25 protein-coding genes and 1 riboswitch are annotated in these 24,525 nt (G+C 69.7%); of the genes, 11 read left to right on the top strand and 14 right to left on the bottom strand.

Features of this window, described 5'->3' with window-relative positions; all coding sequences use genetic code 11:
• Positions 1-118: 118 nt before the first annotated feature.
• Together nagA and OG718_RS25975 are read right to left on the bottom strand one after the other, a co-directional pair.
• Complete coding sequence (gene nagA, locus OG718_RS25980; protein ID WP_143639612.1) at positions 119-1,348, bottom strand: N-acetylglucosamine-6-phosphate deacetylase; 1,230 nt, start codon at positions 1,346-1,348, stop codon at positions 119-121.
• Positions 1,348-2,328 (bottom strand): ROK family protein, encoded by a 981-nt coding sequence (locus OG718_RS25975; protein WP_143639614.1) that lies wholly within the window; start codon positions 2,326-2,328, stop codon positions 1,348-1,350. The genes nagA and OG718_RS25975 overlap by 1 nt, the downstream gene beginning before the upstream one ends.
• A 165-nt stretch (positions 2,329-2,493) precedes the next feature.
• On the opposite strand from OG718_RS25975, the gene OG718_RS25970 reads away from it, so the two are divergent.
• From OG718_RS25970 to otsB, 3 genes are all read left to right on the top strand, one after another.
• On the top strand, positions 2,494-3,759 hold the full coding sequence (locus OG718_RS25970) for an ABC transporter substrate-binding protein (RefSeq protein ID WP_443055356.1): 1,266 nt from the start codon (positions 2,494-2,496) through the stop codon (positions 3,757-3,759).
• Positions 3,760-3,791: 32 nt separating this feature from the next.
• Positions 3,792-4,031 carry a DUF3263 domain-containing protein gene (locus tag OG718_RS25965; protein WP_143639615.1) on the top strand — a complete coding sequence of 80 codons (240 nt, stop codon included), beginning with the start codon at positions 3,792-3,794 and terminating at the stop codon, positions 4,029-4,031.
• Between the two features lie 254 nt (positions 4,032-4,285).
• A complete protein-coding gene (otsB, locus tag OG718_RS25960) occupies positions 4,286-5,140 on the top strand; it encodes a trehalose-phosphatase (RefSeq protein ID WP_328845289.1) in 855 nt (284 codons plus the stop codon).
• A 99-nt stretch (positions 5,141-5,239) separates the two neighbouring features.
• Here otsB and OG718_RS25955 read toward each other — a convergent pair whose 3' ends face one another.
• Positions 5,240-6,649 carry an alpha,alpha-trehalose-phosphate synthase (UDP-forming) gene (locus tag OG718_RS25955; RefSeq protein WP_143639620.1) on the bottom strand — a complete coding sequence of 470 codons (1,410 nt, stop codon included), beginning with the start codon at positions 6,647-6,649 and terminating at the stop codon, positions 5,240-5,242.
• A 151-nt stretch (positions 6,650-6,800) separates the two neighbouring features.
• Positions 6,801-7,748 (bottom strand): glucosyl-3-phosphoglycerate synthase, encoded by a 948-nt coding sequence (locus tag OG718_RS25950; RefSeq protein WP_143639621.1) that lies wholly within the window; start codon positions 7,746-7,748, stop codon positions 6,801-6,803.
• A 190-nt stretch (positions 7,749-7,938) separates the two neighbouring features.
• Positions 7,939-8,096, top strand: a riboswitch (SAM riboswitch).
• Positions 8,097-8,111: 15 nt separating this feature from the next.
• Between OG718_RS25950 and thrC the strand changes: the two genes are divergently transcribed.
• From thrC to groL, 4 genes are all read left to right on the top strand, one after another.
• Positions 8,112-9,416 carry a threonine synthase gene (gene thrC / locus OG718_RS25945; protein ID WP_200396698.1) on the top strand — a complete coding sequence of 435 codons (1,305 nt, stop codon included), beginning with the start codon at positions 8,112-8,114 and terminating at the stop codon, positions 9,414-9,416.
• Between the two features lie 128 nt (positions 9,417-9,544).
• Positions 9,545-9,820, top strand: a complete 276-nt coding sequence (locus tag OG718_RS25940; protein ID WP_143639624.1) for a ubiquitin-like small modifier protein 1 — start codon at positions 9,545-9,547, stop codon at positions 9,818-9,820.
• A 455-nt stretch (positions 9,821-10,275) separates the two neighbouring features.
• The gene (locus OG718_RS25935; protein ID WP_007493268.1) at positions 10,276-10,482 is read left to right on the top strand and encodes a cold-shock protein; all 207 of its coding nucleotides are present in this window, start codon (positions 10,276-10,278) and stop codon (positions 10,480-10,482) included.
• A 326-nt stretch (positions 10,483-10,808) separates the two neighbouring features.
• Complete coding sequence (gene groL, locus OG718_RS25930; protein WP_143639626.1) at positions 10,809-12,437, top strand: chaperonin GroEL; 1,629 nt, start codon at positions 10,809-10,811, stop codon at positions 12,435-12,437.
• A 158-nt stretch (positions 12,438-12,595) separates the two neighbouring features.
• Here the strand turns inward: groL and OG718_RS25925 are convergent, their stop codons facing one another.
• Complete coding sequence (locus OG718_RS25925) at positions 12,596-15,088, bottom strand: phospholipase D-like domain-containing protein (RefSeq protein WP_328845288.1); 2,493 nt, start codon at positions 15,086-15,088, stop codon at positions 12,596-12,598.
• Positions 15,089-15,295: 207 nt separating this feature from the next.
• Here OG718_RS25925 and OG718_RS25920 point away from each other — a divergent pair, with 207 nt between their 5' ends.
• Positions 15,296-16,471, top strand: a complete 1,176-nt coding sequence (locus OG718_RS25920) for an NADH:flavin oxidoreductase (protein WP_143639629.1) — start codon at positions 15,296-15,298, stop codon at positions 16,469-16,471.
• 171 nt (positions 16,472-16,642) lie between these two features.
• Here the strand turns inward: OG718_RS25920 and OG718_RS25915 are convergent, their stop codons facing one another.
• From OG718_RS25915 to OG718_RS25905, 3 genes are all read right to left on the bottom strand, one after another.
• Positions 16,643-17,542 carry a hypothetical protein gene (locus tag OG718_RS25915; RefSeq protein WP_328845287.1) on the bottom strand — a complete coding sequence of 300 codons (900 nt, stop codon included), beginning with the start codon at positions 17,540-17,542 and terminating at the stop codon, positions 16,643-16,645.
• Between the two features lie 224 nt (positions 17,543-17,766).
• The gene (locus OG718_RS25910; RefSeq protein ID WP_143639631.1) at positions 17,767-17,976 is read right to left on the bottom strand and encodes a DUF397 domain-containing protein; all 210 of its coding nucleotides are present in this window, start codon (positions 17,974-17,976) and stop codon (positions 17,767-17,769) included.
• Complete coding sequence (locus tag OG718_RS25905) at positions 17,957-18,799, bottom strand: helix-turn-helix domain-containing protein (protein WP_143639632.1); 843 nt, start codon at positions 18,797-18,799, stop codon at positions 17,957-17,959. Before OG718_RS25905 ends, OG718_RS25910 begins: the two co-directional genes overlap by 20 nt.
• Positions 18,800-18,914: 115 nt before the next feature.
• Here OG718_RS25905 and OG718_RS25900 point away from each other — a divergent pair, with 115 nt between their 5' ends.
• Positions 18,915-19,139 (top strand): hypothetical protein, encoded by a 225-nt coding sequence (locus OG718_RS25900; RefSeq protein ID WP_143639634.1) that lies wholly within the window; start codon positions 18,915-18,917, stop codon positions 19,137-19,139.
• The gene (locus OG718_RS25895; RefSeq protein ID WP_143639636.1) at positions 19,136-19,336 is read left to right on the top strand and encodes a hypothetical protein; all 201 of its coding nucleotides are present in this window, start codon (positions 19,136-19,138) and stop codon (positions 19,334-19,336) included. Before OG718_RS25900 ends, OG718_RS25895 begins: the two co-directional genes overlap by 4 nt.
• Positions 19,337-19,353: 17 nt before the next feature.
• On the opposite strand, the gene OG718_RS25890 is transcribed toward OG718_RS25895, so the two are convergent.
• From OG718_RS25890 to OG718_RS25880, 3 genes are read right to left on the bottom strand one after another with little or no spacing between them, the layout of a single operon-like run.
• Entirely contained in the window at positions 19,354-20,004 is a 651-nt protein-coding gene (locus tag OG718_RS25890; protein WP_328845286.1) for a uridine kinase family protein, read from the bottom strand.
• A gap of 12 nt (positions 20,005-20,016) precedes the next feature.
• Positions 20,017-20,814 carry a DUF899 domain-containing protein gene (locus tag OG718_RS25885; RefSeq protein ID WP_328845285.1) on the bottom strand — a complete coding sequence of 266 codons (798 nt, stop codon included), beginning with the start codon at positions 20,812-20,814 and terminating at the stop codon, positions 20,017-20,019.
• A 60-nt stretch (positions 20,815-20,874) separates the two neighbouring features.
• Complete coding sequence (locus OG718_RS25880; RefSeq protein ID WP_143639642.1) at positions 20,875-21,540, bottom strand: nitroreductase; 666 nt, start codon at positions 21,538-21,540, stop codon at positions 20,875-20,877.
• A 149-nt stretch (positions 21,541-21,689) separates the two neighbouring features.
• Here OG718_RS25880 and OG718_RS25875 point away from each other — a divergent pair, with 149 nt between their 5' ends.
• The gene (locus OG718_RS25875; RefSeq protein ID WP_328845284.1) at positions 21,690-22,340 is read left to right on the top strand and encodes an FMN-dependent NADH-azoreductase; all 651 of its coding nucleotides are present in this window, start codon (positions 21,690-21,692) and stop codon (positions 22,338-22,340) included.
• A gap of 22 nt (positions 22,341-22,362) precedes the next feature.
• Here the strand turns inward: OG718_RS25875 and OG718_RS25870 are convergent, their stop codons facing one another.
• The 3 genes from OG718_RS25870 to OG718_RS25860 all read right to left on the bottom strand — a co-directional run bounded on the left by OG718_RS25870 (position 22,363) and on the right by OG718_RS25860 (position 24,514).
• Positions 22,363-22,854 (bottom strand): MarR family winged helix-turn-helix transcriptional regulator, encoded by a 492-nt coding sequence (locus OG718_RS25870; RefSeq protein ID WP_143639646.1) that lies wholly within the window; start codon positions 22,852-22,854, stop codon positions 22,363-22,365.
• A 63-nt stretch (positions 22,855-22,917) separates the two neighbouring features.
• The gene (locus OG718_RS25865; protein WP_328845283.1) at positions 22,918-23,799 is read right to left on the bottom strand and encodes an alpha/beta fold hydrolase; all 882 of its coding nucleotides are present in this window, start codon (positions 23,797-23,799) and stop codon (positions 22,918-22,920) included.
• A 127-nt stretch (positions 23,800-23,926) separates the two neighbouring features.
• Complete coding sequence (locus OG718_RS25860) at positions 23,927-24,514, bottom strand: hypothetical protein (RefSeq protein WP_143639650.1); 588 nt, start codon at positions 24,512-24,514, stop codon at positions 23,927-23,929.
• Positions 24,515-24,525: the final 11 nt, after the last annotated feature.

Genomic DNA, 24,525 nt, shown 5'->3' with positions numbered 1-24,525 from the left:
CGTCAAGCAGACGCGTGGAACGCGCTTGCCGGTTGTTCCGGAGGCCCGATCATGCCAAAGGGAACGGCGGTCGGCCCAGTCCCGGGGGCCAACCGCCGTACGGCAACAGGAGCGTGAATCACCCCAGTTGGGGATTCACCACCCATTCGCCCCGGCGCATCACGCCCTTGAGTCCGAAGTCGGCGTCCAGCACCACCAGGTCCGCGTCCTTGCCCGGCTCCAGCGAGCCCACCCGGTCGTACAGGCCCAGTGACCTGGCCGGATTGGCCGCGATGGCCGAGACGACGTCCTCGATCGGCAGCCGGTCCACGGTCACCGCCCGCTTGAAGGCCCGGTCCAGGGTGAGCGTGGAGCCCGCGATCGAACCGCCCTCCACGAGCCGCGCCACACCCTCGCTGACCTCGACCTCCAGCGGGCCGAGCATGTACCGCCCGTCGCCGAAGCCCGCCGCGTCCATCGCGTCCGTGATGAACGCCACTCGGTCGCCGCCCGCGTGGTGGAACGCCAGCTGGAGGGAGGCAGGGTGGAGATGGACGCCGTCGTTGATCAGCTCGACCGTGATCCGCTCGTCCTCAAGCAGGGCGGCGATCGGACCGGGGGAGCGGTGCCCGAGCGTGGGCATCGCGTTGAAGAGGTGCGTCGCCACGGTCGCGCCCGCGTCGATGGCCTCCACCGTCTGCTCGTACGTGGCGTCCGTGTGGCCGATCGCCGCGATGACGCCGTGCTCGGCGAGGAGGCGTACGGAGTCGATGCCGCCCGGCAGTTCGGTGGCGAGCGTGACCATGCTGGCCCGGCCGCGTGCCGCGTCGATCAGCTTGCGGACCTCCGCCGGGTCCGGGTCGCGCAGCAGCTCCTCGGAGTGGGCGCCCTTGCGGCACGGGGAGATGAACGGGCCCTCGAAGTGGATGCCCGCGAGGTCGCCCTGTTCGGCCAGCTCGGAGAGGAGTCCGGCGCGCTGGGCGAGGCCGTCCATGTCGCCGGTGACGGTGGAGGCGACGAGGGTCGTCGTGCCGTGCAGGCGGTGGGTGTGGATGCCCTTGAGGATCTCCTCGACCGTGCCCGAGGTGAAGGAGGCACCGCCGCCGCCGTGGTTGTGCATGTCGACGAAGCCGGGGACCACCCAGTGGTTGCGCAGGTCCACCGTCGGAGCGCCCACGGGAGCGCTCCCGGCGATGCGTGTGCCCTCGACGATGACGCGGCCGCCGGGCACCGTCCCGGTGGGGAGTACGACGTTGGCGCCCGAGAGGACCACTACGTGCGGGTCGGTCGGGGTTGGTCGCGCAGTTCCCCGCGCCCCTGAAGGGGCGCTGTCGTGCACCCCGGCCAGAGAAGTGCGCTCAGTGGTCATCAGGGGGTTACCTCCGAAGCGGGGTTGGAAGGGGAAGTGGTGCTCAGCAGGTCCCAGGCCAGGAGGCCCGCGCCCAGGCAGCCGGCCGTGTCCCCCAGTGCGGCGGGGACGATGGACGGGAGTTTCTGGAAGGTGACGCGTCGCTCGACCGCGGCTCGTAGCGGTGTGAACAAGGTTTCCCCGGCCTCGGCGAGACCGCCACCGATGATCAGGGTGCGCGGGTCCAGCAGGGTGAGCGCGGTGACGAGCCCGTCGGCCAGCGCGTCCACGGCCTCCTGCCAGACCACCAGGGCCCGCGGGTCCCCGGACTCGACGGCCTTCGCGCAGTCCGCCGCGTCCGCCTCCGGGTCGCCGGACGCCTCGGCCCAGGCCTCGCTGACGGCCGCGGCGGACGCGAACCGTTCCAGACAGCCGCGCTGGCCGCACGGGCAGGGGGTGCCGCCGGGGCGTACGACGATGTGGCCGATCTCGCCGGCGAAGCCGTGCGCGCCCGCCTCCACGCGGCCGTCGATGCCGATCGCGCCCGCGATGCCGGTGCCGAGCGGCACGAACAGGAAGCGGTCCGCGCCCCGGCCCGCGCCGATCCGGCCCTCCGCGAGCCCGCCGGTGCGTACGTCGTGGCCGAGGGCCACCGGGATCCCGCCCAGCCGCTCGCTGAGCAGGTCCCGCAGGGGTACGTCGCGCCAGCCGAGGTTGGCCGAGTACGCGGCGATGCCCAGGTCGGCGTCCACGATGCCGGGCACGGCGACTCCGACGGCCGCCGCGGGCTCGCCGAAGTGGCGCTCGCCGTGCGCGCGCAGGTCGGCGGCGAAGGCGAGGATCGACTCGACGACGGAGTCCGGACCGTGCTCCCGGCCGGTGGCGCGGCGGGCCCGGTGCAGCACGGGGGGTGTCCCCCCGGAGGGCGCGGCGTCGAGCGCCCCCACGAGGGCGGCCTTCATCCCGGTGCCGCCCACGTCGAGGGCGATGACATGTCTCACGGGTACAGTGTCGCCCCTTACCCCGTGAGAGGTCTAGTCCACTCACGTGGTGTAGACCTTAGAGCGAAATTGCGAATCGAAAGCATGAGATCGCACGTGTGAACCAGCCGTGCGAGCCGGCCGGGTGAATCGGCCGTGCAGGAAGACAAGGTTGGGGCGACAGCGGTGCAGCGGCGAGTGACAGGTCTGATCGCGGTGGTGTCCGCGCTGGGCATGACGGCGGCCCTCGGCGGCTGTGGCGGTTCCTCCGGATCCGGGGACGTCACGCTGCGACTGGTCGCGGCCGACTACGGCGACTCCGAGGCGAACAGCTCCCAGAAGTACTGGGACGAGCTGACCAAGGCGTACGAGGCGAAGAACCCCGGGGTCAAGGTCGAGGTGAGCGTCTACTCGTGGAACGAGGTGGACGCCAAGGTCAAGAAGATGGTCGCCGACGGTGACGCACCCGACATGGCCCAGATCGGCGCGTACGCCGACTACGCCGCGAAGGGCCAGCTCTACAGGGCAGACGACCTGCTCTCCATCAACACCCAGGCCGACTTCGTTGGCCGCCTCACCGAGGCGGGGGAGATAGACCGGACGCAGTACGGCATGCCGTTCGCCTCCTCGACGCGGCTGCTCTTCTACAACAAGAAGCTCTTCAGCGACGCGGGCCTCACCCCGCCGCAGACCTGGAGCCAGCTCGCGTCCGACGCCGAGGTCCTCAAGTCGCGTGGCGTGAAGTACCCGTACGCGCTGCCCCTGGGGCCCGAGGAGGCGCAGGCCGAGACGATGATGTGGCTGCTGAGCGGCGGCGACGGCTACACCGACACGGTCGGGTCGTACGGCATCGACTCCAAGCAGAACGTCGAGACCTTCACCTGGCTCAAGGAGAAACTGGTCGAGAAGGGGCTCACCGGACCCGTCGCGCCCGCGAATCTCAACCGTGCGGAGGCCTTTGCGGCGTTCACTCGCGGCGAGGTCGGGATGCTGAACGGCCACCCGACGCTGATGCAGGCCGCCGCGGCGAAGGGCGTGAAGTTCGGCATGGTGCCGATGCCCGGCATCAACGGGCGGTCCAAGGCCACGATGGGCGTCGCCGACTGGATGATGGCGTTCAAGAAGCCCGGGCATGCCGAGCAGGTCGGGGACTTCCTCGACTACGTCTACAGCGAGAAGAACGTGCTCAAGTTCTCGCACGAGTACGACCTGCTGCCGGTGACCACGTCGGCGTCCGAGGCGATGTCCGCGGACAAGTCCGACTCGGATCTCGTCGGCTTCCTCGACGAGCTGCCCAACGCCGAGTTGTATCCCGTGGCCAAGACGTCCTGGGCGTCCGTCAGCGCGGACATCAAGCAGCAGATAGGCAAGGCCGTGGGGCCGAAGGGCAGTCCGGCGGCGATCCTGGGGCAGCTGCAGAGGGTTGCTGCCGCGGAGGAGAGCGCGGGGTAGTTCTGTCGGTGGCAGCGGCTAGCGTGCCCGGCATGGATGACGAGGAGCTGACCTCCCAGGAGCTTGCCGTTCTCGCGCTGGAGCGGCGTGGGTGGTCGACGCCGGGGGCCAAGGAGCGGGCGATACGGGAGGAACTGGGGCTGGCCCCCGTCCGCTACTACCAACTCCTGAACGCCCTCCTGGACGCGCCGCGGGCCTTGGCCCACGACCCGGTCACGGTCAACCGACTGCGGCGAGTGAGGGATGTACGCCGGGCCGAGAGGGAGGGCTGAGGGCTTTTCCTCGCCCCCGCCGCCCCTACCCGTTCCCTTCCCTTACTCAGGGGCTCTGCCCCCGAACCCCCGTATCCCGCTGACGCGCTCGTCCTCAAACGCCGGACGGGCTGAAGTTGTCGGCCCGGGCCGCGTAATCTCCAGCCCCTCCGGCGTTTGAGGAGCGGGGGTTCGGGGGCCGGCCCCCGAAAGGGAAGGGAACGGGTAGGGGCGGCGGGGGCGAAAGACTTCCCGCCCGCGGATAGGGTCGCAGCATGGCCAGTCACCCCGAGTCATCGTCGATGCCGACCCCCGTGACCCCGGCGGGCCGAGACGGCCTCGAAGCCATCATCGCGCGGCCCGCCAGGGCAGTCCTCGCCTTCGACTTCGACGGCACCCTCGCCCCGATCGTCCCGGACCCCGAACAGGCCCGCGCCCACCCGGACGCCGTACCCGCCCTGGCGGCCCTCGCCCCGAAGGTCGCCTCCGTCGCCGTCGTCACCGGACGCCCGGCCGGCGTGGCCGTACGCCACGGCGGCTTCGCCGGAGTCCCCGGCCTGGAGCACCTCGTCGTGCTCGGCCACTACGGTGCGGAACGCTGGGACGCCGTCACCGGCACCGTCCAGGCGCCCGCTCCCCACCCCGGCGTCGCCGAGGCCCGCGCCGAACTCCCCGGGTTCCTCGACTCCATCGGAGCCTGGCAGGGCACCTGGATCGAGGAGAAGGGGCGGGCCGTCGCGGTCCACACCCGCCGCGCCCAGGACCCCCAGGCCGCCTTCGAGGCCCTCCGAGAACCCCTCGCCGAACTCGCCACCCGCCACGGCCTGATCGTCGAGTCGGGAAGAATGGTGCTGGAACTGCGCCCGCCCGGCATGGACAAGGGCGTCGCGCTCGGAGAGTACGTACGCGACGTCGGCGCCGAGTCGGTCATGTACTGCGGCGACGACCTGGGCGACCTCCCCGCCTTCGCCGCCGTCGACAAACTCCGCTCCGACGGCATCCCCGGCCTCCTCGTCTGCAGCGGCAGCAACGAGGTGACGGAACTGTCAGACCGAGCGGACCTGGTGGTGGACGGCCCGGAAGGGGTAGTCCACCTACTGGCGGCACTGGCGACTGAGCTGGCCTCATAAGCCTTTAGGGGCGCGGGGCGGTGACATTTGCGGCTCCGCCGCGGGGCGCGACCGGCCCCCACGCACCCGCACGGTCCAAACAACCCGCGGCAGCGAGCCCTACGAGTCCAGCGCCTGAAGCTGGTCCAAGAACCACTGCGCCGGAGGCAAAGCGGTCGCGGCCACAGCCAACCGCTTCGTCCTCTCGGCCCGTTCCCCCACCGGCATCGTCAACGCCTCGTGCAACGCCAGGGCCGTGCCCGAAACGTCGTACGGGTTCACCACGATCGCATCCTCGCCCAACTCCTCGTACGCCCCCGCCTCCCGCGAAAGCACCAGCACGCACCCGTCGTCCGACACGACCGGCACCTCCTTGGCGACGAGGTTCATGCCGTCCCGGATGGGGTTGACGAGAGCCACGTCCGCCAGCCGGTAGGAGGCCAGGGAGCGCGCGAAGTCGTCCTTGAGGTTCAGCAGGACCGGGGTCCAACCCGGCGTTCCGTACTGGGCGTTGATCTCGTCCGAGACCCGCTGGACCTCGGCCATGTAGTCGCGGTAGACCGCCAGGTCCTGCCGCGACGGGTACGCGAACGCCACGTGCACCACCCGCTCGCGCCACTCCGGCCGCTCCTCCAGCAGCTCCCGGAACGCCAGCAGCCCGCGCACGATGTTCTTGGACAGCTCGGTCCGGTCCACCCGCACGATCGCCTTCCGGGCGGTGCCGTCGGGGGCCTTGCCGATCTGCTCGCGCAGTACCGCCAGCCGCTCGTCCACGTCAGGCCGGTGCGAGCGCTCGCGCAGGAAGTCCGCGTCCGCCCCGAGACCGTGCACCCCGATCCGCGTACCGGAGGGGATCCCGGGACCCAGGACGGCGTGACAGCAGTCGGTGAACGCGTCCGCCCACCGCTGGGTGAGGAACGCGGCCCGGTCCGCCCCGAGGATCCCGCCGAGCACCTTCGCCGCGATGTCGTCCGGCAGCAGCCGGAAGTACTCCGGCGGTGCCCACGGCGTGTGCGAGAAGTGCCCGATCCGCAGGTCGGGGCGGAGCTCGCGGAGCATCCGCGGGACGAGAACCAGGTGGTAGTCCTGCACGAGGACGGCCGCGCCCTCCGCGGCCTCCTCGGCGAGCGCCTCGGCGAAGGCGTGGTTGTACGTCTCGTACGCCGCCCACTGGCGCCGGAACTCCTTGTCGAAGACCGGCTCCAGCGGTGTCTGGTAGAGCAGGTGGTGGACGAACCACAGCGCGGAGTTGGCGATGCCGTTGTACGCGGCGGCGTGGGTTTCGGCGTCGATGTCCAGCATCCGTACGCCGTCTTCGCCCACCCCGCGTCGTACGGCCTCGCGGTCGCCGTCGCCGAGGGCCGAGCACACCCACAGGGCGCCCGCGTCCGGGCCGATCGCGGAGAGCCCGGACACGAGGCCGCCTCCGCCGCGCTTGGCCGTGAGCGCCCCGGTCTCGTCCTGGGTGTACGAGACCGGGCCGCGGTTGGAGGCGACCAGGATGTTGTGAGTGCCGCGGGTGGAGACCATGCCTCGAAATCTAGCCCCCGGTGGAAACGCTCAAACGTTCCCACTCGCCGTGGGGGCGAGGTTGTGGGTCGTCTGACCGCCGGCGGGGGCTGGTCGCGCCCCGCGGCGGAGCCGCAAATGTCACGGCCCCGCGCCCCTTACGTGGCGCTCCTCACGCCGCTTTCCTTTCCACGTACTCCTCGATGTCCGCCATCGGCGGCCTCTCCTCCATGTCCACCGAGTACGTGCGCGGCTCGAAGCCGTGCTCGCCGCGTTCGAACTGGGTCAGGGAGGGGCGGATCATGTGGCCGCGGGCCAGGCGGAGCTGGGCGGTGCGGTAGATCGCGGCGGACATGCGGCCCAGGGCCTGGCCGTCCTGGTGGCGGTGTTTGCGGACGCCGACGTCGACCTGGGCCAGGGCGTCGAGGCCCACCAGGTGCAGCGCGTCGACCAGCATGCCCAGCTCGACGCCGTACCCGACGGGGAACGGGAGCTGTTCGAGGAGGGAGCGGCGGGCCGCGTACTCCCCGCCCAGCGGCTGGACGAAGCCGGCCAGCTGCGGCCAGTGCATGTTCAGGAGCGGGCGGGCCATGAGTTCGGTGACCCGACCTCCCTGACCTGCGGCGGAGCCCAGCGGGCGGTCGTACATCGCCTTGACGAGGTCCACGCCCGGTTCGGTGAGCAGCGGGCCGACGATCCCGGAGACGAAGTCCGCCGAGAACTCCTTCAGGTCCGCGTCGACGAAGGCCACGATGTCCCCGCCGGTGACGAGCAGCGAGCGCCACAGCACCTCGCCCTTGCCGGGGACGGCCGGTATGCGGGGCAGGATCTCGTCCCGGTGCACGACGCGGGCGCCCGCCTCGGCGGCGACCTCGGAGGTGCGGTCCGTCGAACCCGAGTCGATCACCACGATCTCGTCGACGAGCGGCACCTTCCTGGTCATCAGCTCACGGCGGATGATCGCGACGATCTCGCCGACGGTCTCCTCCTCGTTGAGCGCGGGCAGTACGACACTCACCGTGGAGCCGGTGGCACGCTTCGCGGCGATGAGTTTCTTGAGCGGGCGGTCCTCGACGGACCAGGAGCGCGTGCTCAGCCAGCGCTCGACGTCTTCCAGCACGTGCGGCTCTCCCTTGCGTTCTTCGGGATGCGTGTGCCCGCCGCGCGGCAGTGTCGGTTGTGTCACTGTCATCTCGCGGTTCGGACGGCTCTCTCCACCATCCAGGCCTTCGGTTACAGTCTTGAACAACGCTGATGACCATCGCATGTCGGGGGTCGTTGCGTGCACAACCAAAACCACAACCGAATAGCGCTCATCCAGAGGGGCAGAGGGATACGGCCCGTTGAAGCCCCGGCAACCCTCCGGCCGGTCTCGTCCTGATCATCGTCGATCAGCGCAGCGAGGCTCCCGGCTCGGGAAGGTGCCAAATCCGTCTCACGGCGAAGTGCGTCGTGAGGAAGATGAGGAAAGGGCCTCGCCTCCATGGCTGCGCAGACAGTTGCAAGCACCACGAACTCCACCCCCGCCGCGAACTCCGTCGACCTCGGTCCGGCCGCCGCGCTTTCCTGCCGCGAGTGCGGCCACCGCGTCCCGCTCGGCCCGGTCTTCGCCTGCGAGGAGTGTTTCGGCCCGCTGGAGATCGCGTACGACTTCTCGGCCTACGACACCGAGGAACTCCGCAAGCGGATCGAGGCGGGCCCCGCGAACATCTGGCGGTACGCGCCGCTGCTGCCCGTCCCCGCGGACGTGGCCGACAAGCCCAACATCAACCCCGGCTGGACCAAGCTCGTCCAGGCCGACAACCTGGCGCGCGAGCTGGGTGTCGAGGCCGGCAAGCTCTTCGTCAAGGACGACTCCGGCAACCCGACGCACTCCTTCAAGGACCGGGTCGTCGCCCAGGCGCTGGAGGCGGCGCGTGCCTTCGGTTTCACCACCCTCTCCTGCTCCTCCACCGGCAACCTCGCCGGCGCGGTGGGTGCCGCCGCCGCGCGGGCCGGCTTCCGTTCCTGCGTGTTCATCCCGCACGACCTGGAGCAGGGCAAGGTCGTCATGGCCGCGGTCTACGGCGGTGAGCTCGTCGGCATCGAGGGCAACTACGACGACGTGAACCGCTTCTGCTCCGAGCTGATCGGCGACCCGGCCGGCGAGGGCTGGGGCTTCGTCAACGTCAACCTGCGGCCGTACTACGCGGAGGGCTCCAAGACCCTCGCGTACGAGATCTGCGAGCAGCTCGGCTGGCAGCTGCCGGACCAGCTGGTCGTCCCGATCGCCTCCGGCTCGCAGCTCACGAAGATCGACAAGGGTCTGCAGGAGCTGATCAAGCTCGGGCTCGTCGAGGACAAGCCGTACAAGATCTTCGGTGCGCAGGCCGAGGGCTGCTCGCCGGTGTCCGTGGCGTACAAGGCCGGGCACGACGTCGTACGGCCGCAGAAGCCGAACACGATCGCGAAGTCGCTTGCGATCGGAAACCCGGCGGACGGTCCTTACGTTCTCGATATCGCCCGGCGTACGGGTGGCGCCGTGGAGGACGTGAACGACGAGCAGGTGGTCGACGCGATCAAGTTGCTTGCGCGGACCGAGGGGATCTTTGCGGAGACCGCCGGTGGTGTGACGGTGGGGGTGGCGAAGAAGCTGATCGAGAATGGTCTGCTGGATCCGAGTCTGACCACTGTTGTGCTCAACACCGGTGATGGTCTGAAGACCTTGGACGCGGTTGCTTCCGACACGGGGCTGACCGCGACGATCCGGCCGAACCTGGATTCCTTCCGTGAAGCTGGGCTCGGCTAGTCGTTGTTCCTTCGCTGCGGGTCGGCGGGGGCTGGTCGCGCAGTTCCCCGCGCCCCTAAAGACAAAGACTGCGCAGTTCCCCGCGCCCCTGACGGGGCGCTTCGCACCCCGACCGGAGGTCTTACCCCATGAGCGTCAACGTTCGTATCCCCACCATTCTGCGTACCTACACGGGCGGCAAGGCCGAGGTCGCTGCCGAGGGGGCGACTCTTGGTGAGGTCATCTCCGATCTGGAGAAGAACCACACCGGGATCGCCGCCCGGGTCCTGGACGACCAGGGGCAGCTGCGGCGGTTCGTCAACGTGTACGTGAACGACGACGACGTCCGCTTCGAGCAGGGGCTGGAGACGGCGACGCCCGACGGGGCCGGGGTGTCGATCATTCCCGCCGTCGCCGGCGGCTGACCGACGGGAGCGTTGCCGGAGGCTGATCATTACCTTCGGTAACTGCCGTCACCGAGAGTTCATCGAATTGCCCCCTCCGTGAGAGAAGCGGAAGGGGCAATTCTGTATGGTTGAGCGCGGTACAGTTGGGGAACCTGCTTCGATCCGCACGCCGGGCGCATTGAGATCCCGCCCGAAGCCCGACAAGAAGTAGCCAAAGTGCCCCGCCTTTTTGAGCCTTTTATGGCATTCATGGGGCCCGACTTGCCCTGAATCTTCGTGAATTCTTCACATATTCCCGATCGGTCGTGCCCGGAATTCTCGTCGGATTGACCTGTTGCAGACGGCAGTTGGACGGATACATTCAGCCGCGGTCGACGCGTTCCGGCGCACACCCCCAACCGTTGGGGGGTGAGGTCTGACCCGGATCCGCGAAGTGCGGGTCTGTGCAAGGGCCAGTAATAGGGGAGTTAGGCATGGCTCAGGGCACCGTCAAATGGTTCAACGCGGAGAAGGGGTACGGCTTCATCGCGGTCGACGGTGGTGCGGATGTTTTCGTCCACTACAGCGCGATTCAGATGGACGGCTACCGCACCCTGGAAGAGGGTCAGCGGGTCGATTTTGAGATCTCGCAAGGCCAGAAGGGGCCGCAGGCGGACATGGTCCGACTGGCGACCGGCTGAAGCACGCGCCGACTTACTGCAGCGACGTTCTTCTTCCGAAGGGCTCGTACCCCCCGGGGTGCGGGCCCTTCGGCACGCTCACGCGCCGTGTATGCGCTCTCTTCTCACCTGCTCCCACCTGCGGATCATCCTGAGCCGCTTGCACTCGCATGGGTCGAGTGCTAATCATTGGCGTTAGCACTCTGAAGGTGAGAGTGATAACGAGGACCGGGTCGGTGAGGCCCGCAGGCCGGGTGGGGCAAGGAACCACGAGGTCGGCAGGCCGTCCGTCGCGGGCGCGGGCGCGGTCCTGGAGATTCCACCCCAGTCCGGGAGGACCACTTCACATGGCCAAGATCATCGCGTTCGACGAGGAGGCACGGCGCGGTCTCGAGCGCGGGATGAACCAGCTCGCCGACGCCGTCAAGGTCACCCTTGGTCCCAAGGGTCGCAACGTCGTCCTCGAGAAGAAGTGGGGCGCCCCCACGATCACCAACGATGGTGTTTCCATCGCCAAGGAGATCGAGCTCGAGGACCCGTACGAGAAGATCGGCGCTGAGCTGGTCAAGGAAGTCGCCAAGAAGACGGACGACGTCGCCGGTGACGGTACGACCACCGCGACCGTTCTGGCGCAGGCGCTGGTCCGCGAGGGCCTTCGCAACGTAGCCGCCGGCGCCAACCCGATGGCTCTCAAGCGCGGTATCGAGAAGGCCGTCGAGGCCGTCTCCGGTGCCCTGCTGGAGCAGGCGAAGGATGTCGAGACCAAGGAGCAGATCGCTTCGACGGCCTCCATCTCCGCCGCCGACACCCAGATCGGCGAGCTCATCGCCGAGGCGATGGACAAGGTCGGCAAGGAAGGCGTCATCACGGTCGAGGAGTCCCAGACCTTCGGTCTGGAGCTCGAGCTCACCGAGGGCATGCGCTTCGACAAGGGCTACATCTCGGCGTACTTCGCCACCGACATGGAGCGTATGGAGGCCGTCCTCGACGACCCCTACATCCTGATCGCGAACTCGAAGATCGCCAACGTCAAGGACCTGCTCCCGCTCCTGGAGAAGGTCATGCAGTCGGGCAAGCCGCTGCTGATCATCGCCGAGGACGTCGAGGGCGAGGCCCTGTCGACCCTGGTCGTCAACAAGATCCGTGGCACCTTCAAGTCCGTCGCCGTCAAGGCCCCGGGCTTCGGTGACCGCCGCAAGGCGATGCTGAACGACATCGCCATCCTCACGGGCGGCGAGGTCATCTCCGAGGAGGTCGGCCTCAAGCTCGAGAACACGGGCCTTGAGCTGCTCGGCCGCGCTCGCAAGATCGTCATCACCAAGGACGAGACGACGATCGTCGACGGCTCGGGTTCGGCGGACCAGGTTGCCGGTCGCGTCAACCAGATCCGTGCCGAGATCGAGAACAGCGACTCGGACTACGACCGCGAGAAGCTCCAGGAGCGCCTGGCGAAGCTGGCCGGCGGCGTGGCCGTCATCAAGGCCGGTGCCGCCACCGAGGTCGAGCTCAAGGAGCGCAAGCACCGCATCGAGGACGCCGTTCGCAACGCGAAGGCGGCCGTCGAGGAGGGCATCGTCGCCGGTGGTGGCGTGGCCCTGCTCCAGGCCTCCTCGGTCTTCGAGAAGCTGGACCTGGAGGGTGACGAGGCGACCGGCGCCAACGCCGTGAAGCTCGCCCTGGAGGCCCCGCTCAAGCAGATCGCCGTCAACGGTGGTCTCGAGGGTGGCGTCATCGTCGAGAAGGTGCGCAACCTGCCCGTCGGCCACGGCCTGAACGCCGCGACCGGTGAGTACGTCGACATGATCGCCGAAGGCATCATCGACCCGGCGAAGGTCACGCGCTCTGCCCTGCAGAACGCCGCGTCCATCGCCGCGCTGTTCCTCACCACCGAGGCCGTCATCGCCGACAAGCCGGAGAAGGCCAGCGCCGGCGCCGGCGCCGGTGGCGGCATGCCGGGCGGCGACATGGACTTCTGAGCCCCGGCGCAAGCAGCCAAGGCTCGGTAGTTCATCGCGGTAGGCAGTACTTCGCAGTACGCGGTACTTCGCATTGCGCGAACGAGGGCGGCATCCCATTCCAGGGGTGCCGCCCTCGGGCGTTCCGCCGTTCCCGCAGGGTTAGGACGGTGCCGTGATCAGGCGTTCTTGAACGCGTCCCGCAGGCGCATCTCGTTGTGGCCGTTGCCGTCGTAGTCGTCCGAGTACGTCAGCGCCAGCCGGCCGTTCGCGGCCAGGGCCACGGCCGGGCCGCCCTGGCCCCCGCCGGTCACCACGTTCATCCGGGTCGGGACGAGCCGGTCGGCCGTCGTCCCGTCCGCGTTGAAGCCGCGGGCCCAGACGTCGTCCTGGCCGGCGTGCAGGGTCGCGGGGTTGCCGACGACCACGTCGAAGGCCTCCTTCCACGCCACGACGAAGCTGCCGTCGTCGGCGACCGCCACATCGGCGTCGGCCTGGTCGGAGATCGGCCGCTTGGCATCGACGTAGGGGCCGGTCCCGGTGGGCTCCTCGGTCGTCCGCCGGTCCGCGGCCGCGGGCGTGCCGGTCGCCGAGAAGACGCGGTGCTGGATCCGCTGGTCCCGGACCAGGGTGCCGGTGCCGGTGGTGTACTCGTCCGTCCACGCCACGACGAACCGGCCGTCACCGGCCGACGCCACCGCGGGCCTGGTCTGCTGCCCGTCCGTGAGCGAGTTGGCCACCTTGCGGGCCACGGCGAAGCCGCCCGAGGCGGTCAGCTTCGCCACCCCGACGTTGAGGCCGCCGTTGCCGTCCGCGTCCTCCTCCCAGGCGACGACCATGTTCCCGGCGTCGTCGATCGCCGCGTCGGGCCGGCGGTTGGACCCGGCCGCGCCCGAGGCGATCGTGCTGACCTGGACGTCCTGGTAGCGCGCGGCACCGGTCGGCGACCAGCTGCTCGCGTACACCTGGTTGAGGGTCGAGCCGTCGGCGGTGGACTCCCAGGCGACGCCGTAGGAACCGTCGCCGGCCACCGCGACCGTCGGCCGCAGCTGGTCACCGTCACCGGAGGCGTGCGGGCGCGGCAGGGTGGTGACCGTGCCGGCCGGGGTGATCCGGCGCACGGCGATGTCGGCGTACTTGTTGCCGTCGTCGTCCTTGGCCCAGACGACGATCGCGTTGCCCTGGTCGTCCACGCCGACGTCGGGCTTCTGGTGCGACCAGGTGGTACCGGTCCCGCTGTTGCTCAGCAGCTGCTCGTCCCAGAGGGGTACGCCGTCCTTGTACATGCGGATGTACACGTCGGTGCCCAGCTCGGTGTCCGAGGCGTCGTGGCGGTCGCCCTGTTCGTACACGACCGCCGTGTAGACGGCGGAGGTGCCGCCGGAGGCGACGGCGCTGTAGTGCTGGTCGCCGTTCGCTTTCACGTTGACGCGGGAGTAGTGCTGGGATGTCGAGCCGTACTTCGTGGCGTCGATGTCGGTCACGAGGGCGCGGGCCTTGTTGAAGTTCGCGACGAACGCCTGGTAGGTGCCCGCGTCGTCGATGCGCAGGATCGTCTCGTCGTTGGTCTTCAGCGAGCCCGCGGTCCAGTTGTGGGAGCCCGTGTACACGTGCTGGACCTGGGTGCCGTCGTCCTTCTTCCACTCCGTCAGCAGGTACTTGGAGTGCACGGTGCCGCGGTTGCAGGACGAGGTCGCCGTGGCCTTGTAGCGGCAGCCGCCGGGGCGGTTTCCATAGGCCGGGATGTCGAGGCCGGCGAGTTCGTCGACGCCGTTGTTGCCGCCGCCGTCGCTGAGGTCGCGGACGTTCGCCTCGATGGCGCAGCCTTCGGTCCGCTTGGTCTCCAGGGCCTCGTAGACGGCGGGGCGGGTCGAGCGCTGGTCGAGCTCGGCCGCCGCGATCCTGATCTTGCCGTCTTGCCTGCAGTCGACCTGGTCGATGAACGAGGCGAGGATGTCGGCGTTGCCGTAGTGCGTGGCGTCCGAGGCCGTGTCGCGCGGGGAGAAGTACGCCTCGACCGGGGAGTTCGGGTCGCCCGTGGTGTGGTCGTACGTCGTGTGCAGGCTGTCGCCGGCGTGCTCGACCTGGTCGTTGAAGTGGTTGCGGTACCGGGTGGCGAGGGTCGCGTTGCCCGCCACGACGACCGCGTTGTTGATCTCGCCGTCCTGGCCGCCCGCGAGGTTCTGCGAGCTCTGCCAGACGACGTTCTTGCGGCCGTCGGTGAGTGCGTCGAGCACCATGTACTTGTCGTGGTTGATCGCCCGTGTGTCGCCCGAGCCGTTGCCGAGGCAGCCGTTGCTGCACCGGGTGAGGGTCGAGTCGCCCGTCAGCGGCAGCTGGCTCAGGTCGCCGGAGTTCGCGCCCTCCGCGACGATGCGCAGGGTCACACCCCGCGTCTGCGCGGCGGCGAGCTTCTCCCGCAGGGTCGCGCTGCTGAACCAGTACATCCCCATGTAGAGGGTCGAGTCCGGCGCCGCGAGGTCGATCAGTTCACCGGCGCCGGTGCTGATCGAGAAGTCGTAGGCGCTCGTGGGCCTCGGGTAGTTGAAGACCGAGGTGTAGTTCCCGGAGACGACCGTCTCCGCCTGTGCGGCGGTCGTCGGAGCGAGCAGCGTGGCCCCGAGGGCGAGGGGGACGGTGAGAGCGGCCGTCCACCGTATCTGTCTACCCATCTGTTCCCTTGCGTTCGAATGGTGTTGATGGCCACCACACCTTATAGATCACGCGCGCGAACAGGTCGGCCTTGAACGGGTGCGGAGGTGTGGCCGGGATCACGGGGGCCGGTGGCGCGGTGACGGAATGTCCTGGTCGCCGGGGTCGTTGATCCGGGGAGCGGTTCATGCGTATGCACATACCAATGGGAATGTGCATACGTACGCATGGATCCCCCGACCGACCGCTCGACCACTCCACCCCCGAGGAGCCCCTACGTGACTGTCACCCCCTCCGCCTCCCGCGCGGCCGAGATCCTTTCCCGGCCCGTCTCCCTCAACGGTCTGACCGTTCCGAACCGGATCGCGATGGCGCCGATGACCCGGCAGTTCTCGCCGGGCGGTGTTCCGGGGGAGGACGTGGCGTCGTACTACGCGCGCCGTGCCGCCGCCGGGGTCGGCCTGATCGTCACCGAGGGCACGTACGTGGGCCACGACTCGGCCGGGCAGAGGGACGACATCCCGCGCTTCCACGGTGAGGAGCAGCTGGCCGGGTGGGCGAAGGTCGCCGAGGCCGTGCACGCGGCGGGCGGGAAGATCGTGCCGCAGCTCTGGCACATCGGGAGTGTGCGCAGGGCCGGCGAGCCGCCGTTCGCGGACGCCCCGTCCGTCAGCCCGTCCGGCATCCACACGGAGGGCGCCGAGGTCACCGGCAGGGCCATGACCCAGCAGGACCTGGACGATGTCGTCCAGGCCTTCGCCGAGGCCGCTGCCGCCGCCGAGCGCATCGGCTTCGACGGGGTCGAGCTGCACGGCGCGCACGGTTACCTGATCGACCAGTTCCTGTGGGCCGGTACGAACCGCCGCACCGACGCGTACGGCGGCGACCTGGTGGCCCGGACGCAGTTCGCCGCGGAGATCGTGGCCGCGGTGCGCGCCGCCGTCTCGCCGACCTTCCCGATCATCTTCCGCTTCTCGCAGTGGAAGCAGCAGGCCTACGAAGCACGCCTCGCCGAGACGCCGGAGGAGCTGGAGGCGCTGCTGGCCCCGCTCGCCGCGGCCGGTGTGGACGCCTTCCACGCCTCCACCCGCCGCTACTGGCGCCCGGAGTTCGACGGCTCGGACCTGAACCTGGCCGGCTGGACGAAGAAGCTGACGGGCAAGCCGGTCATCACCGTAGGCTCGGTGGGCCTCGACGGCGACTTCCTCAAGGGCTTCCAGGGCGAGGGCGCCCCGGCCAGGGGCATCGACGACCTGCTGGACCGCCTGGAGAGCGACGAGTTCGACATGGTGGCCGTGGGCCGCGCACTCCTCCAGGACCCCCACTGGGCGGCGAAGGTCCTCGACGGCCGGTTCGACGAGCTGGGCGCGTACGACGCGGCGGCACTGGGCTCACTCAGCTGAGCCGACCAACACTGATCGCTGTTGTACGCCGAGGGTGGCACCCTTTCTTGCGGGGGCGCCGCCCTTGGGCGTTGCGCGGGTGGGTCACGCGCTGCGGCCGACCTTCAGCACATGGAGGGTGACGGTGGCGCCGTCGGGTTCTCGGTTGGCCATCGCGAGGGGGTGGTTGGGTCACGTGCGGCTTCCTTGTCTGCGGTTGGCCATCGCGGTGCGGATGTCGGCGGCGTGGGTTCGTACCGCGGAGGCCGTGAGCGGTGTGGAGGCCGGGGTGGGCCCGGTCTCGCCCCGGCACGGGCCGCAGACGCCTCCCGGGAGGGCCTCCGGGCGGCCTGGTGTGCCGCACTTCGCGCACTCCAGTACGCGGAGGGGTGGGCGTCGCGGCGGAGTCGGCTCCGGCTCCCGTTCCGGTGGGAGCTTCGTGGTGAGGCGGGTACGGACGATGGCCGCCGGGCTGTGGACCGGGACCGGGAGGCCCGCCGTCAGGGCCCGGAGTACGTGTTCGTCGGTCGCACCCCTCGCGAACCACTCCGTGACGAGCGGGGCGAGGTCCTCGCACGCCCTGGCGGACAGGGACAGTGACGGGGTCGTACGGCCGAGCGCCGCGAGCAGGATGTACGCGCGGGAGCGGGTCGGGCCGCCCTGCCCGGCAGGGGGTTCCTGTGCTTCCTTCGGTACGTCGCCCCTCGTGAACGCCGCCCACCAGTCGTCGTCCCGCGCCGTTCGCGAGAACCACGTTCGGGTGATCCAGCGGGAGCTTCCCGAGCCGGTCAGGTGTTCGCGTCCCCGGCGCAAGTGGCCTGCCCGCTGGAGGTTGTTGAGGGCCGTGCGGAGTGCGCACTGGCCGTACGGGAGCGTCTTGGCCAGCGTCTTTACGGAGATGTCGGCGCCGCCGGGGAGCCGGTCGATGTATGCGGCGACGGCGGCTTCTCGGGGTGGGAGGTGTGCGAAGTCGTGGGCCGTTCGGGGTAGTTGGTCCGGGGCGCCGCGTTTTCCGTAACCCGGGCTGGCCATCGGGTGCGGCGGGGTCGCGTGCGCGGGCAGGAAGGCAGGACTAGGCTTGGCGTCAGCCATGGGATCGACTCGCATTCGATCTTGTTGGTCAAGCCCCCGCGGGTGCCTGCAAGCGCCGAGCGGGGGCTGTTCGTTATCCGGGCACGCTAGACCCAGGTAACTGTCCGTGGCAAGTCGGTCGCTTCGAGTCAACTCGCAGGGAGGGTGGGCGGGTTGAGGCCCACCACCCAATCCTCAGAGGCAGGGCTCGAAACTCGACGCTTGAGCTTCGGGGCGGCTGTCGGCTAGTCCTGCTTGAGGTTCTCGACGAACGCCGACCATGCCTCGGCCCGGAACTTGAGCTTCGGGCCGAGGGGGTTCTTGGAGTCTCGGACGGGGACGCGGGTGGGGTGGCCGTCCGCTATTTCGAGGCAATCGCCGCCGTCGCCAGCGCTGTAGCTGGACTTGAACCAGGTGGTGGAGGGCAGGTCGTACTCACGGGTGCTGGTCTTCATGCTCGTAATCCTGCGCCACTGACTCCACCAGGGCCAGCGAGCCCTGAGGGGAAAGTGCTGCCGCTTGGAGGAGGTTGAACGTGAGGGCGTGGCGGGCGACCGTGGCGGGGTCGTCCAGCAGTTTGCCCATGTCCAGCCCCTCGACGAAACAGAGCGGCGGGGCGTCTGCGAATTCCATGAGCTTCAAGGAGCCGCCCATTCCGGCATGGTCTCCGGCGTCAAACGGCAGCACTTGCATGATGATCCGGTGACGACGCGCCAGGTCTGCCACATGGCGTAGGGCCTCTGTCATCACTGCCGTTCCGCCGACTGGTCGCCGGAGCGCGGCCTCGTCAAGAACCACCCACAACAGCGGGGTTGTTGGATCGCTGAGGAGGCGAGCACGTTCCATTCGGGTCGCCACCAACTCTTCGATCTCGGCGCCCGAGACCAGCGGCCTGTAGGAGCGGAACAACGCTGCGGCGTACGCCGGGGTCTGCAACAGGCCGGGGATCAGTAGCGGAAGGTAGTGCCTGATCGCCGTAGCAACTGCCTCGGCCTCCGCCGCTTCCTCGAAGTGATCCGGGTACTTGGACTTGGCGAGTGCCTTGCAGTTGCGCTCGAAGAAGCCGTTCGTGTCGAGGATCTCGTCTATCTGGGCGGCGTATTCGAGGTGGAGGCGTCGTGTCCCGGCCTCCAACTGGCCGATGAACGAGCCGCTGACGAACAAGGGCTCGCCCAGTTCGCTCTGGCTGAGGCCCTTCCTCTCGCGGGCGTGACGCAACTCGGCGCCGATCAGCGCACGAGGTGAGGAGGACGGGTCGAGGTCCTTCGGTCCTGCCATGCGCAACTCCCTGTCCCACAGGTGGGGTTGTTGGGGCGCCGTCTCTGGCCAGGTTAGAGCCGTGATGGCCACGCTGTGTGTTGAACGCGAACACTCAGAGTGGAGGCAGGGCGCGATGGAGATGACGTCGAGTCGGCGGGTGCTGTCGACGGAGGAGGCGGTGGCGTGTCTTCGGGCGGCCCTGGAGGGAGCGGGCGTCGCGCTGCCGTCGCTGGGCGTCGATCCGGTGACGGCGGCCACCGGCGAACCGTACGCGCTGGTGGAGTTGGGGCGCTGCAACGTACGGACGGCGGTTCGGCTGGCCGACGCGCTGCGCGCGGCGGCGGGTGGTGACGCGTGAGCCGGGAGTACGCGGTCGACCTGCGCGACGGGCGGGTCGGGCAGGTCATGGGGCGCGAGGGCGGATACGTACAGTTGCGGCCCGTGGGCGGCGGTCGGGAGTGGGACTGTCCGCCGGAGGCGGTGGGCGAGGCTCCGGCGGGGGAGGTGCTGCGGGCGCGGGTGCGGCGGCTCAACTGGGAGGGGCGGCTGCCGTGACCGGGTGGGCGGCCGGACTACAGGCCCGTCGGCGGGGCGACGACCAACTCCGTGTCCGGGTCGTGGTCGGTCGACGGAGGGCCGGCGACGATCAGGGTGGCCCGGGCCCACGGCTGTTCCCGGAGTATGAACGGCAGTTCCTCCAGCAGCCAGTTCGCCACGTGCTCCCGCTGCTCGGGGGAGTCGCCGTCGCGGACGGCCAGCAGGCGTTCCTGCTCGTCGAGGTCACCCTGGATCCACACCGAGGCGTCCAGCCACGGGGCAAGCTCTTCGCGGATGATGCCGGTGCCCTCGACCCAGACGACGTCGGCACCGGCGGGGACGGTGATCGATCCGGGCCGGTCGTGGGTGATCCAGGCGTCGGGGCGGAAGTCCACCGCCTCACCCCGGTGCAGGGGGCGCAGGATGTTCTCGACGAGCACGGCGCCCCAGTCGAAGCAGGCGTGGTTCCAGGCGACGTCGTCGGTGTGCACGACGGCCGAGTCGGGCACCGCCCCGCGCAGCCGCTCGGCCAGGGTCGTCTTGCCGGCGCCGCCCCGGCCGTCGATCGCGATCACCCGCGGACGTCCGGTGACGTCGGGCGATGCGTCGCGCAGCTGCCGGACGGCGTCGAGCACGGTCACCACCCGCAGGCCGGCGGCCTCGGTCTCGCCCGGGTGCAGACGCATCGGCAACCCGTCTCACACGTCGTACTCGTCCGGGATGCGCATCCCGGGGCCGCCGACCTCCATGCCGCGCGGGGCCGCGCGGTCCTTCGGCTCCTCCCAGGCCTCCTGGCGGCCGAGTGCGGTGAGGTCGAGGTAGGGGTAGCCGTTGTGGAACTCCTCGATGCCGCGGCCGAAGTTCGAGTAGGTGTGGAACACCTCGTCGCCCACCCGCAGGAACGCGCTGATGCCCGGCCAGTCGCCGCGCAACTCCTCCGACCAGGGCATCCCTGCCTCGGCGAGCTCGGCCTCGCTGCGGTGGAAGATCTGGACCGGAGCGACGCGGTCGTCGACCGTCGTGTGGAAGTCGTAGTTGAAGTCGCCACCGGCCGAGGAGAACCAGGGGAAGGTCCACCCCATCCGCTCGCGGTACGCGGCGATCTTCGCGTACGGCGCGCGGGTCACCGCGGCCAGCGTCGTGTCGCGGGCGTGCAGCTGCCGCAGTCCGGCGATGCCGTCGGCGGCGGAGGAGCAGCTGGGGCAGCCGGTGTCACGGGGATGCTCGATGCCGTCGGCGTCGATGTCGTACGTCCACATGAAGTGGTGCATGACCAGCTGGGGCCGCCCCTCGAACAGGTCGAGCAGGGACACGGTCCCGTCCGGGCCCTCGAAGGTGTACGGCTTGTCGACGCGGACCATCGGCAGGCGCCGCCGCTCGGCGTTCACGCGGTCGCGCGCCCGGGTGAGCTCCTTCTCCTTCTCCAGCAGTTCCTTGCGGGCGGCAAGCCACTCCTCCCGTGACACCACCTCGGGCAGGTTCCCCATCGTCGCCATCGCGGACCTCCCAGTTGCTCTCGCTACCGCTCTCGTTTCCGCTCTCTGTTCTCGTCGGACTCAAGCCTCGACGAACACGACCGTCTCGTCGAGCGGTGCCCGGCCCGTACGGGTGTATCCCACTGTGGTGTCCTCGAATCCGATCGACATGCCGCAGAAGAGGAGGAGCTCGTCCGGGGGTGCCAGGACCTCCGCGACGGTCCGGTGGTACTTCGCCCACGCCATCTGCGTACAGCTGTGGAGCCCTTCGGCGCGGAGCAGCAGCATGACCGTCTGCAGAAACATGCCGGCGTCGGACCACTGGGCCGGGCCGAGGTCGCGGTCGATGTAGCAGAACAGGGCGGCGGGCGCGCCGAAGCAGTCCCAGTTGCCGGCCGCGGCCCGCTGGCGCGCCTCCAGGTCCTCGCGCGGAATGCCGAGTGCGCCGTAGCGCTGCTCGCCGAAGGCGGACCGGCGCTCGCGGTACGGGGACTTCAGCGCGGGCGGGTACTGCTCGTACTCCGGCTCGTCCCAGGGGTCGCCCGCGGCCAGCCGCTCACCGGCGCGCTTCTTGAGCTCGGCCAGCTGCCCGCCGGTCAGCACGTAGGCGTGCCACGGCTGGAGGTTCGACGCGGAGGGTGCCCAGGCCGCGGTGGTCAGCACGCGCTCCAGCGTCTCCTTCGGGACGTGCCGGTCGGTGAATCCACGCACCGCCCGTCGGCTCGTGACCGCCTCGTAGACGTCCAAGATCGCCTGCCTCCCAGCTGCTCGTCGCATCAAATTCGTTTACGACCGAGACAGTATCATTCGATACCTTCTCGTGTTTAACTGTCGTCGAGTACGAATCCTCGGCCCTTGGTTCCCCGCCTCGGGCCCCGCAACTTCGGAGAAAGTCCATGACCACGCTGCTGCACATCGACTCGTCCGTGCTCCCCGGTGGGGCGTCCTCGTCCCGCTCGGTCGCGGACGCCTTCCGCAAGGCCTGGGAGGAACAGCACCCGGAGGGCAAGGTGATCCACCGTGACCTCGCCGCCGACCCGGTCCCGCACATCACCGCCGCCGCCTGGTCCGCCGGTTTCACGGGCCCGTCCGAGCGCACGCCGGAGCAGGCCGCCGCGTTCGGCGAGCGCGTGAGGCTCATGGAGGAGCTGGAGCGGGCGGACGCCGTGCTGATCGGCGCCCCCATGCACAACTACTCGATCCCGTCGACCCTCAAGGCGTGGCTGGACAACGTGTTCCTGCTCGGCCGCACGGCGGGCGAGACCCCCTCCGCCAAGGGCACCCCGGTCGTCGTCATCGCCAGTCGCGGCGGCTCCTACGCGCCGGGCACCCCGCGCGAGGGCTTCGAGTTCGTGCAGAACTACCTGGAGGCCGTCCTCCGGGGCGCCCTCGGCCTGGACCTCGAATTCATCGTCCCGGAGCTCACGATGGCCCCCCGCAACCCGGCCATGTCCGAGCTGATCCCCCTCTACGAGGCATCCCGTGAGCGCGCCTTCGCGGACGCGACCGCCAAGGCCAAGGCGCTCGCGGAGCGCCTCGCCGCGTAACCCGCCCCGGGCCTGGGAGCGCCTACGCCTCGCCGTCGGCGGGATAGGCGAACCGGGTCAGCAGATCCGTCAGCTGCTCCGGCTCGCCGGGCCCCAGATCGGCAACCAGGCGGTCGGCCTTCGGTGCCGCCGCCACATGGGCCGCGTCGAAGAGCTCGACGCCCTGCGGTGTGATCTCCACCGCCCGCACCCGCCGGTCCCCCGGAACGGACTTTCGTACGGCGAGACCCTTGCGTTCCAGGTCGTCGACGACCCGCATGATTCCGGCCTTGTCCGTCCCCGTCGCTGCCGCCAGGTCCCGCTGCACGGTGGGCCCGCGGTCGACCAGCACGATCAGTACGGCGAAATGCCGCAACTCGATACCCAGCGGCCGAAGCGCCTCCGACATCACCGCGGCCGCTCGCCAGTGCGCCTGCCGCAGCAGCAGACCGAGCGCGAAGGGCGAGGCGTCCCCGGGGCGGTCGGTCGCCCGCGAGGCGGTGGTGGTGGCGGGGTGGGGAGCGTCGGCGGTCATGGGGGCATGGTACCGCTGTCAAATCAATCGATACGGTATCGATTGAAATGGTGTGTGATTACATCAGCTGCGGCCTGGGGTCGCTGTGGCCGAGAGGATCGCTGTGGCGAGCGCCGGGAGGAGTCCGGCAGGGAGGGCGTGTCCCATGCCGGGGATCTCGGTGAGGCGGGCACCCCGGATCGCCTGGGCGATGTGCTGTGCGTGCGGCGGCGGGAACACGGGTTCGGCCGGGGCGAGGATGACCTGTACGGGTACCTCGGTCGTCGCTAGCGCCTCCGTGCGCAGCATGCCGGAGTCGTCGGCGAGAGCGTGTGCGGGTGAGGTGGCGGGGCCGCCGGCATGCTCGATGATGCGCTCTTCCAGATCGCGGAAGTACGCGGCGTCGAAGGGGAGTCGACCGCCGGCCAGTACCCGCCAGTGTGCGACGCGCCAGTCCAGCTCGGCCTCCCGGTCACGCTCCTCGGCGAGGTGGGACCAGATCTTCACTACCTCTGGGGAGATGCCGGGCAGTTCCTCCACCGGGATGCGCGTTCCGTCGGGGCGGGTGTAAGGGGCGGTGCTGAGTGCCGACGTCCCGATTAGCGTGGCGCTCAGCACGCGGTCGGGGTGGTCGGCGATGAGCAGCTGGGCCAGCATGCCGCCGAGCGACATCCCCACGACGTGGGCCCGCTCCACGCCCAGGCCGTCGAGGACCGCGACGGCGTCGTCGGCCAAGTCCGTGATGCGGTACGGCCGGCGCTCGAACGCCCAGGTGGAGCGTCCCGTGTCGCGGTGGTCGTAACGGATCACCCGGTGGTCGACGGCTAGGGCGTCCACCAGTGGTTCGGGCCAGCCGAGGCCGGAGGCGCCCGCGCCCATGATCAGGAGCAGCGGCGGGGCGTCCGCGCTGCCGCGCTGCTCTGTCCAGAGGTGTACGCCGGGGGCTACGGGAAGGCGGAGTTCCATGAAGCGTAACGATACGTCTCGTCTCGCTATCGTGCAAAGGGATTATCGGGAAGCCGGCGATGTCGGCGATCCCGGCCGTCCTTGCGATGTCTGCGATCCCGGTGGTCCCGGCGATGCTTTTCGCGGGCTACAGATTTCCCATCGGTTCGATGTCGATCTTCACCGGGGTGCCCCAGATCCGTAGCACCTCGTAGTCGGTGAACTCGTGCACCAGGCGGTAGGCCATGCTCGGGCGGGGGCCCCGACGCTGGGCGGAGAGGTACAGCTCCGCCTCCTGCTTGTCGCGGCGGGGGGTGCCGCAGAGCTGCCAGGTCTGGCCGGTCCACAGCTCGGGGAGCCAGCGCTGCTGGGGCTGGGGCCGGTCGCCCCGTACGCCGTAACGCGACTTCGTGCGCTCCACGATCTCGTCCGGGGCGGTCGGACGGCCCTGCGGGAACGAGTCGTCGACCTTCGAACGGCGGGCGAGGCGGCGACGGGTCTCGCAGAGCAGGCACAGGTCCGGAGCGTCCTGGTCGACCGGGCCCGTGGGGTGCTCCGGGCACCGCGTGGTCGGGGCCGCTGTCGTGACGGTCTCCTCCAGCAGGTCGAGGGCCCGCTTGAGGTCGGCCTTCACCTCGTGCAGTTTCGCGTCCTGCGTGTCGGAGGACAGGGCGTCCCCGTGCTCGCCGAGCACCCGCAGGGCGCGGCCCAGAGCGGTCAGTTGCGCGTGGTTCACGGTTTTGGCGT

It is taken from the genome of Streptomyces sp. NBC_00258, from assembly GCF_036182465.1.
GTDB lineage: Bacteria > Actinomycetota > Actinomycetes > Streptomycetales > Streptomycetaceae > Streptomyces.
The sequence above is the reverse complement of the archived record's forward strand: the minus strand, read 5'-3'. Positions and strand labels throughout refer to the sequence as shown.

What these genes read in the sequence shown, in the direction of transcription:
- nagA (WP_143639612.1), bottom strand. Translation starts at nt 1,348, where the DNA reads ATGACCACTGAGCGCACTTCTCTGGCCGGGGTGCACGACAGCGCCCCT.
- thrC (WP_200396698.1), top strand. Translation starts at nt 8,112, where the DNA reads ATGGCTGCGCAGACAGTTGCAAGCACCACGAACTCCACCCCCGCCGCG.
- OG718_RS25925 (WP_328845288.1), bottom strand. Translation starts at nt 15,088, where the DNA reads ATGGGTAGACAGATACGGTGGACGGCCGCTCTCACCGTCCCCCTCGCC.
- OG718_RS25890 (WP_328845286.1), bottom strand. Translation starts at nt 20,004, where the DNA reads ATGCGTCTGCACCCGGGCGAGACCGAGGCCGCCGGCCTGCGGGTGGTG.
- OG718_RS25905 (WP_143639632.1), bottom strand. Translation starts at nt 18,799, where the DNA reads ATGGCAGGACCGAAGGACCTCGACCCGTCCTCCTCACCTCGTGCGCTG.
- groL (WP_143639626.1), top strand. Translation starts at nt 10,809, where the DNA reads ATGGCCAAGATCATCGCGTTCGACGAGGAGGCACGGCGCGGTCTCGAG.
- OG718_RS25885 (WP_328845285.1), bottom strand. Translation starts at nt 20,814, where the DNA reads ATGGCGACGATGGGGAACCTGCCCGAGGTGGTGTCACGGGAGGAGTGG.
- OG718_RS25910 (WP_143639631.1), bottom strand. Translation starts at nt 17,976, where the DNA reads ATGAAGACCAGCACCCGTGAGTACGACCTGCCCTCCACCACCTGGTTC.
- OG718_RS25900 (WP_143639634.1), top strand. Translation starts at nt 18,915, where the DNA reads ATGGAGATGACGTCGAGTCGGCGGGTGCTGTCGACGGAGGAGGCGGTG.
- OG718_RS25875 (WP_328845284.1), top strand. Translation starts at nt 21,690, where the DNA reads ATGACCACGCTGCTGCACATCGACTCGTCCGTGCTCCCCGGTGGGGCG.
- OG718_RS25935 (WP_007493268.1), top strand. Translation starts at nt 10,276, where the DNA reads ATGGCTCAGGGCACCGTCAAATGGTTCAACGCGGAGAAGGGGTACGGC.
- OG718_RS25865 (WP_328845283.1), bottom strand. Translation starts at nt 23,799, where the DNA reads ATGGAACTCCGCCTTCCCGTAGCCCCCGGCGTACACCTCTGGACAGAG.
- OG718_RS25955 (WP_143639620.1), bottom strand. Translation starts at nt 6,649, where the DNA reads ATGGTCTCCACCCGCGGCACTCACAACATCCTGGTCGCCTCCAACCGC.
- OG718_RS25940 (WP_143639624.1), top strand. Translation starts at nt 9,545, where the DNA reads ATGAGCGTCAACGTTCGTATCCCCACCATTCTGCGTACCTACACGGGC.
- OG718_RS25870 (WP_143639646.1), bottom strand. Translation starts at nt 22,854, where the DNA reads ATGACCGCCGACGCTCCCCACCCCGCCACCACCACCGCCTCGCGGGCG.
- OG718_RS25920 (WP_143639629.1), top strand. Translation starts at nt 15,296, where the DNA reads ATGGATCCCCCGACCGACCGCTCGACCACTCCACCCCCGAGGAGCCCC.
- OG718_RS25915 (WP_328845287.1), bottom strand. Translation starts at nt 17,542, where the DNA reads ATGGCTGACGCCAAGCCTAGTCCTGCCTTCCTGCCCGCGCACGCGACC.
- otsB (WP_328845289.1), top strand. Translation starts at nt 4,286, where the DNA reads ATGGCCAGTCACCCCGAGTCATCGTCGATGCCGACCCCCGTGACCCCG.
- OG718_RS25965 (WP_143639615.1), top strand. Translation starts at nt 3,792, where the DNA reads ATGGATGACGAGGAGCTGACCTCCCAGGAGCTTGCCGTTCTCGCGCTG.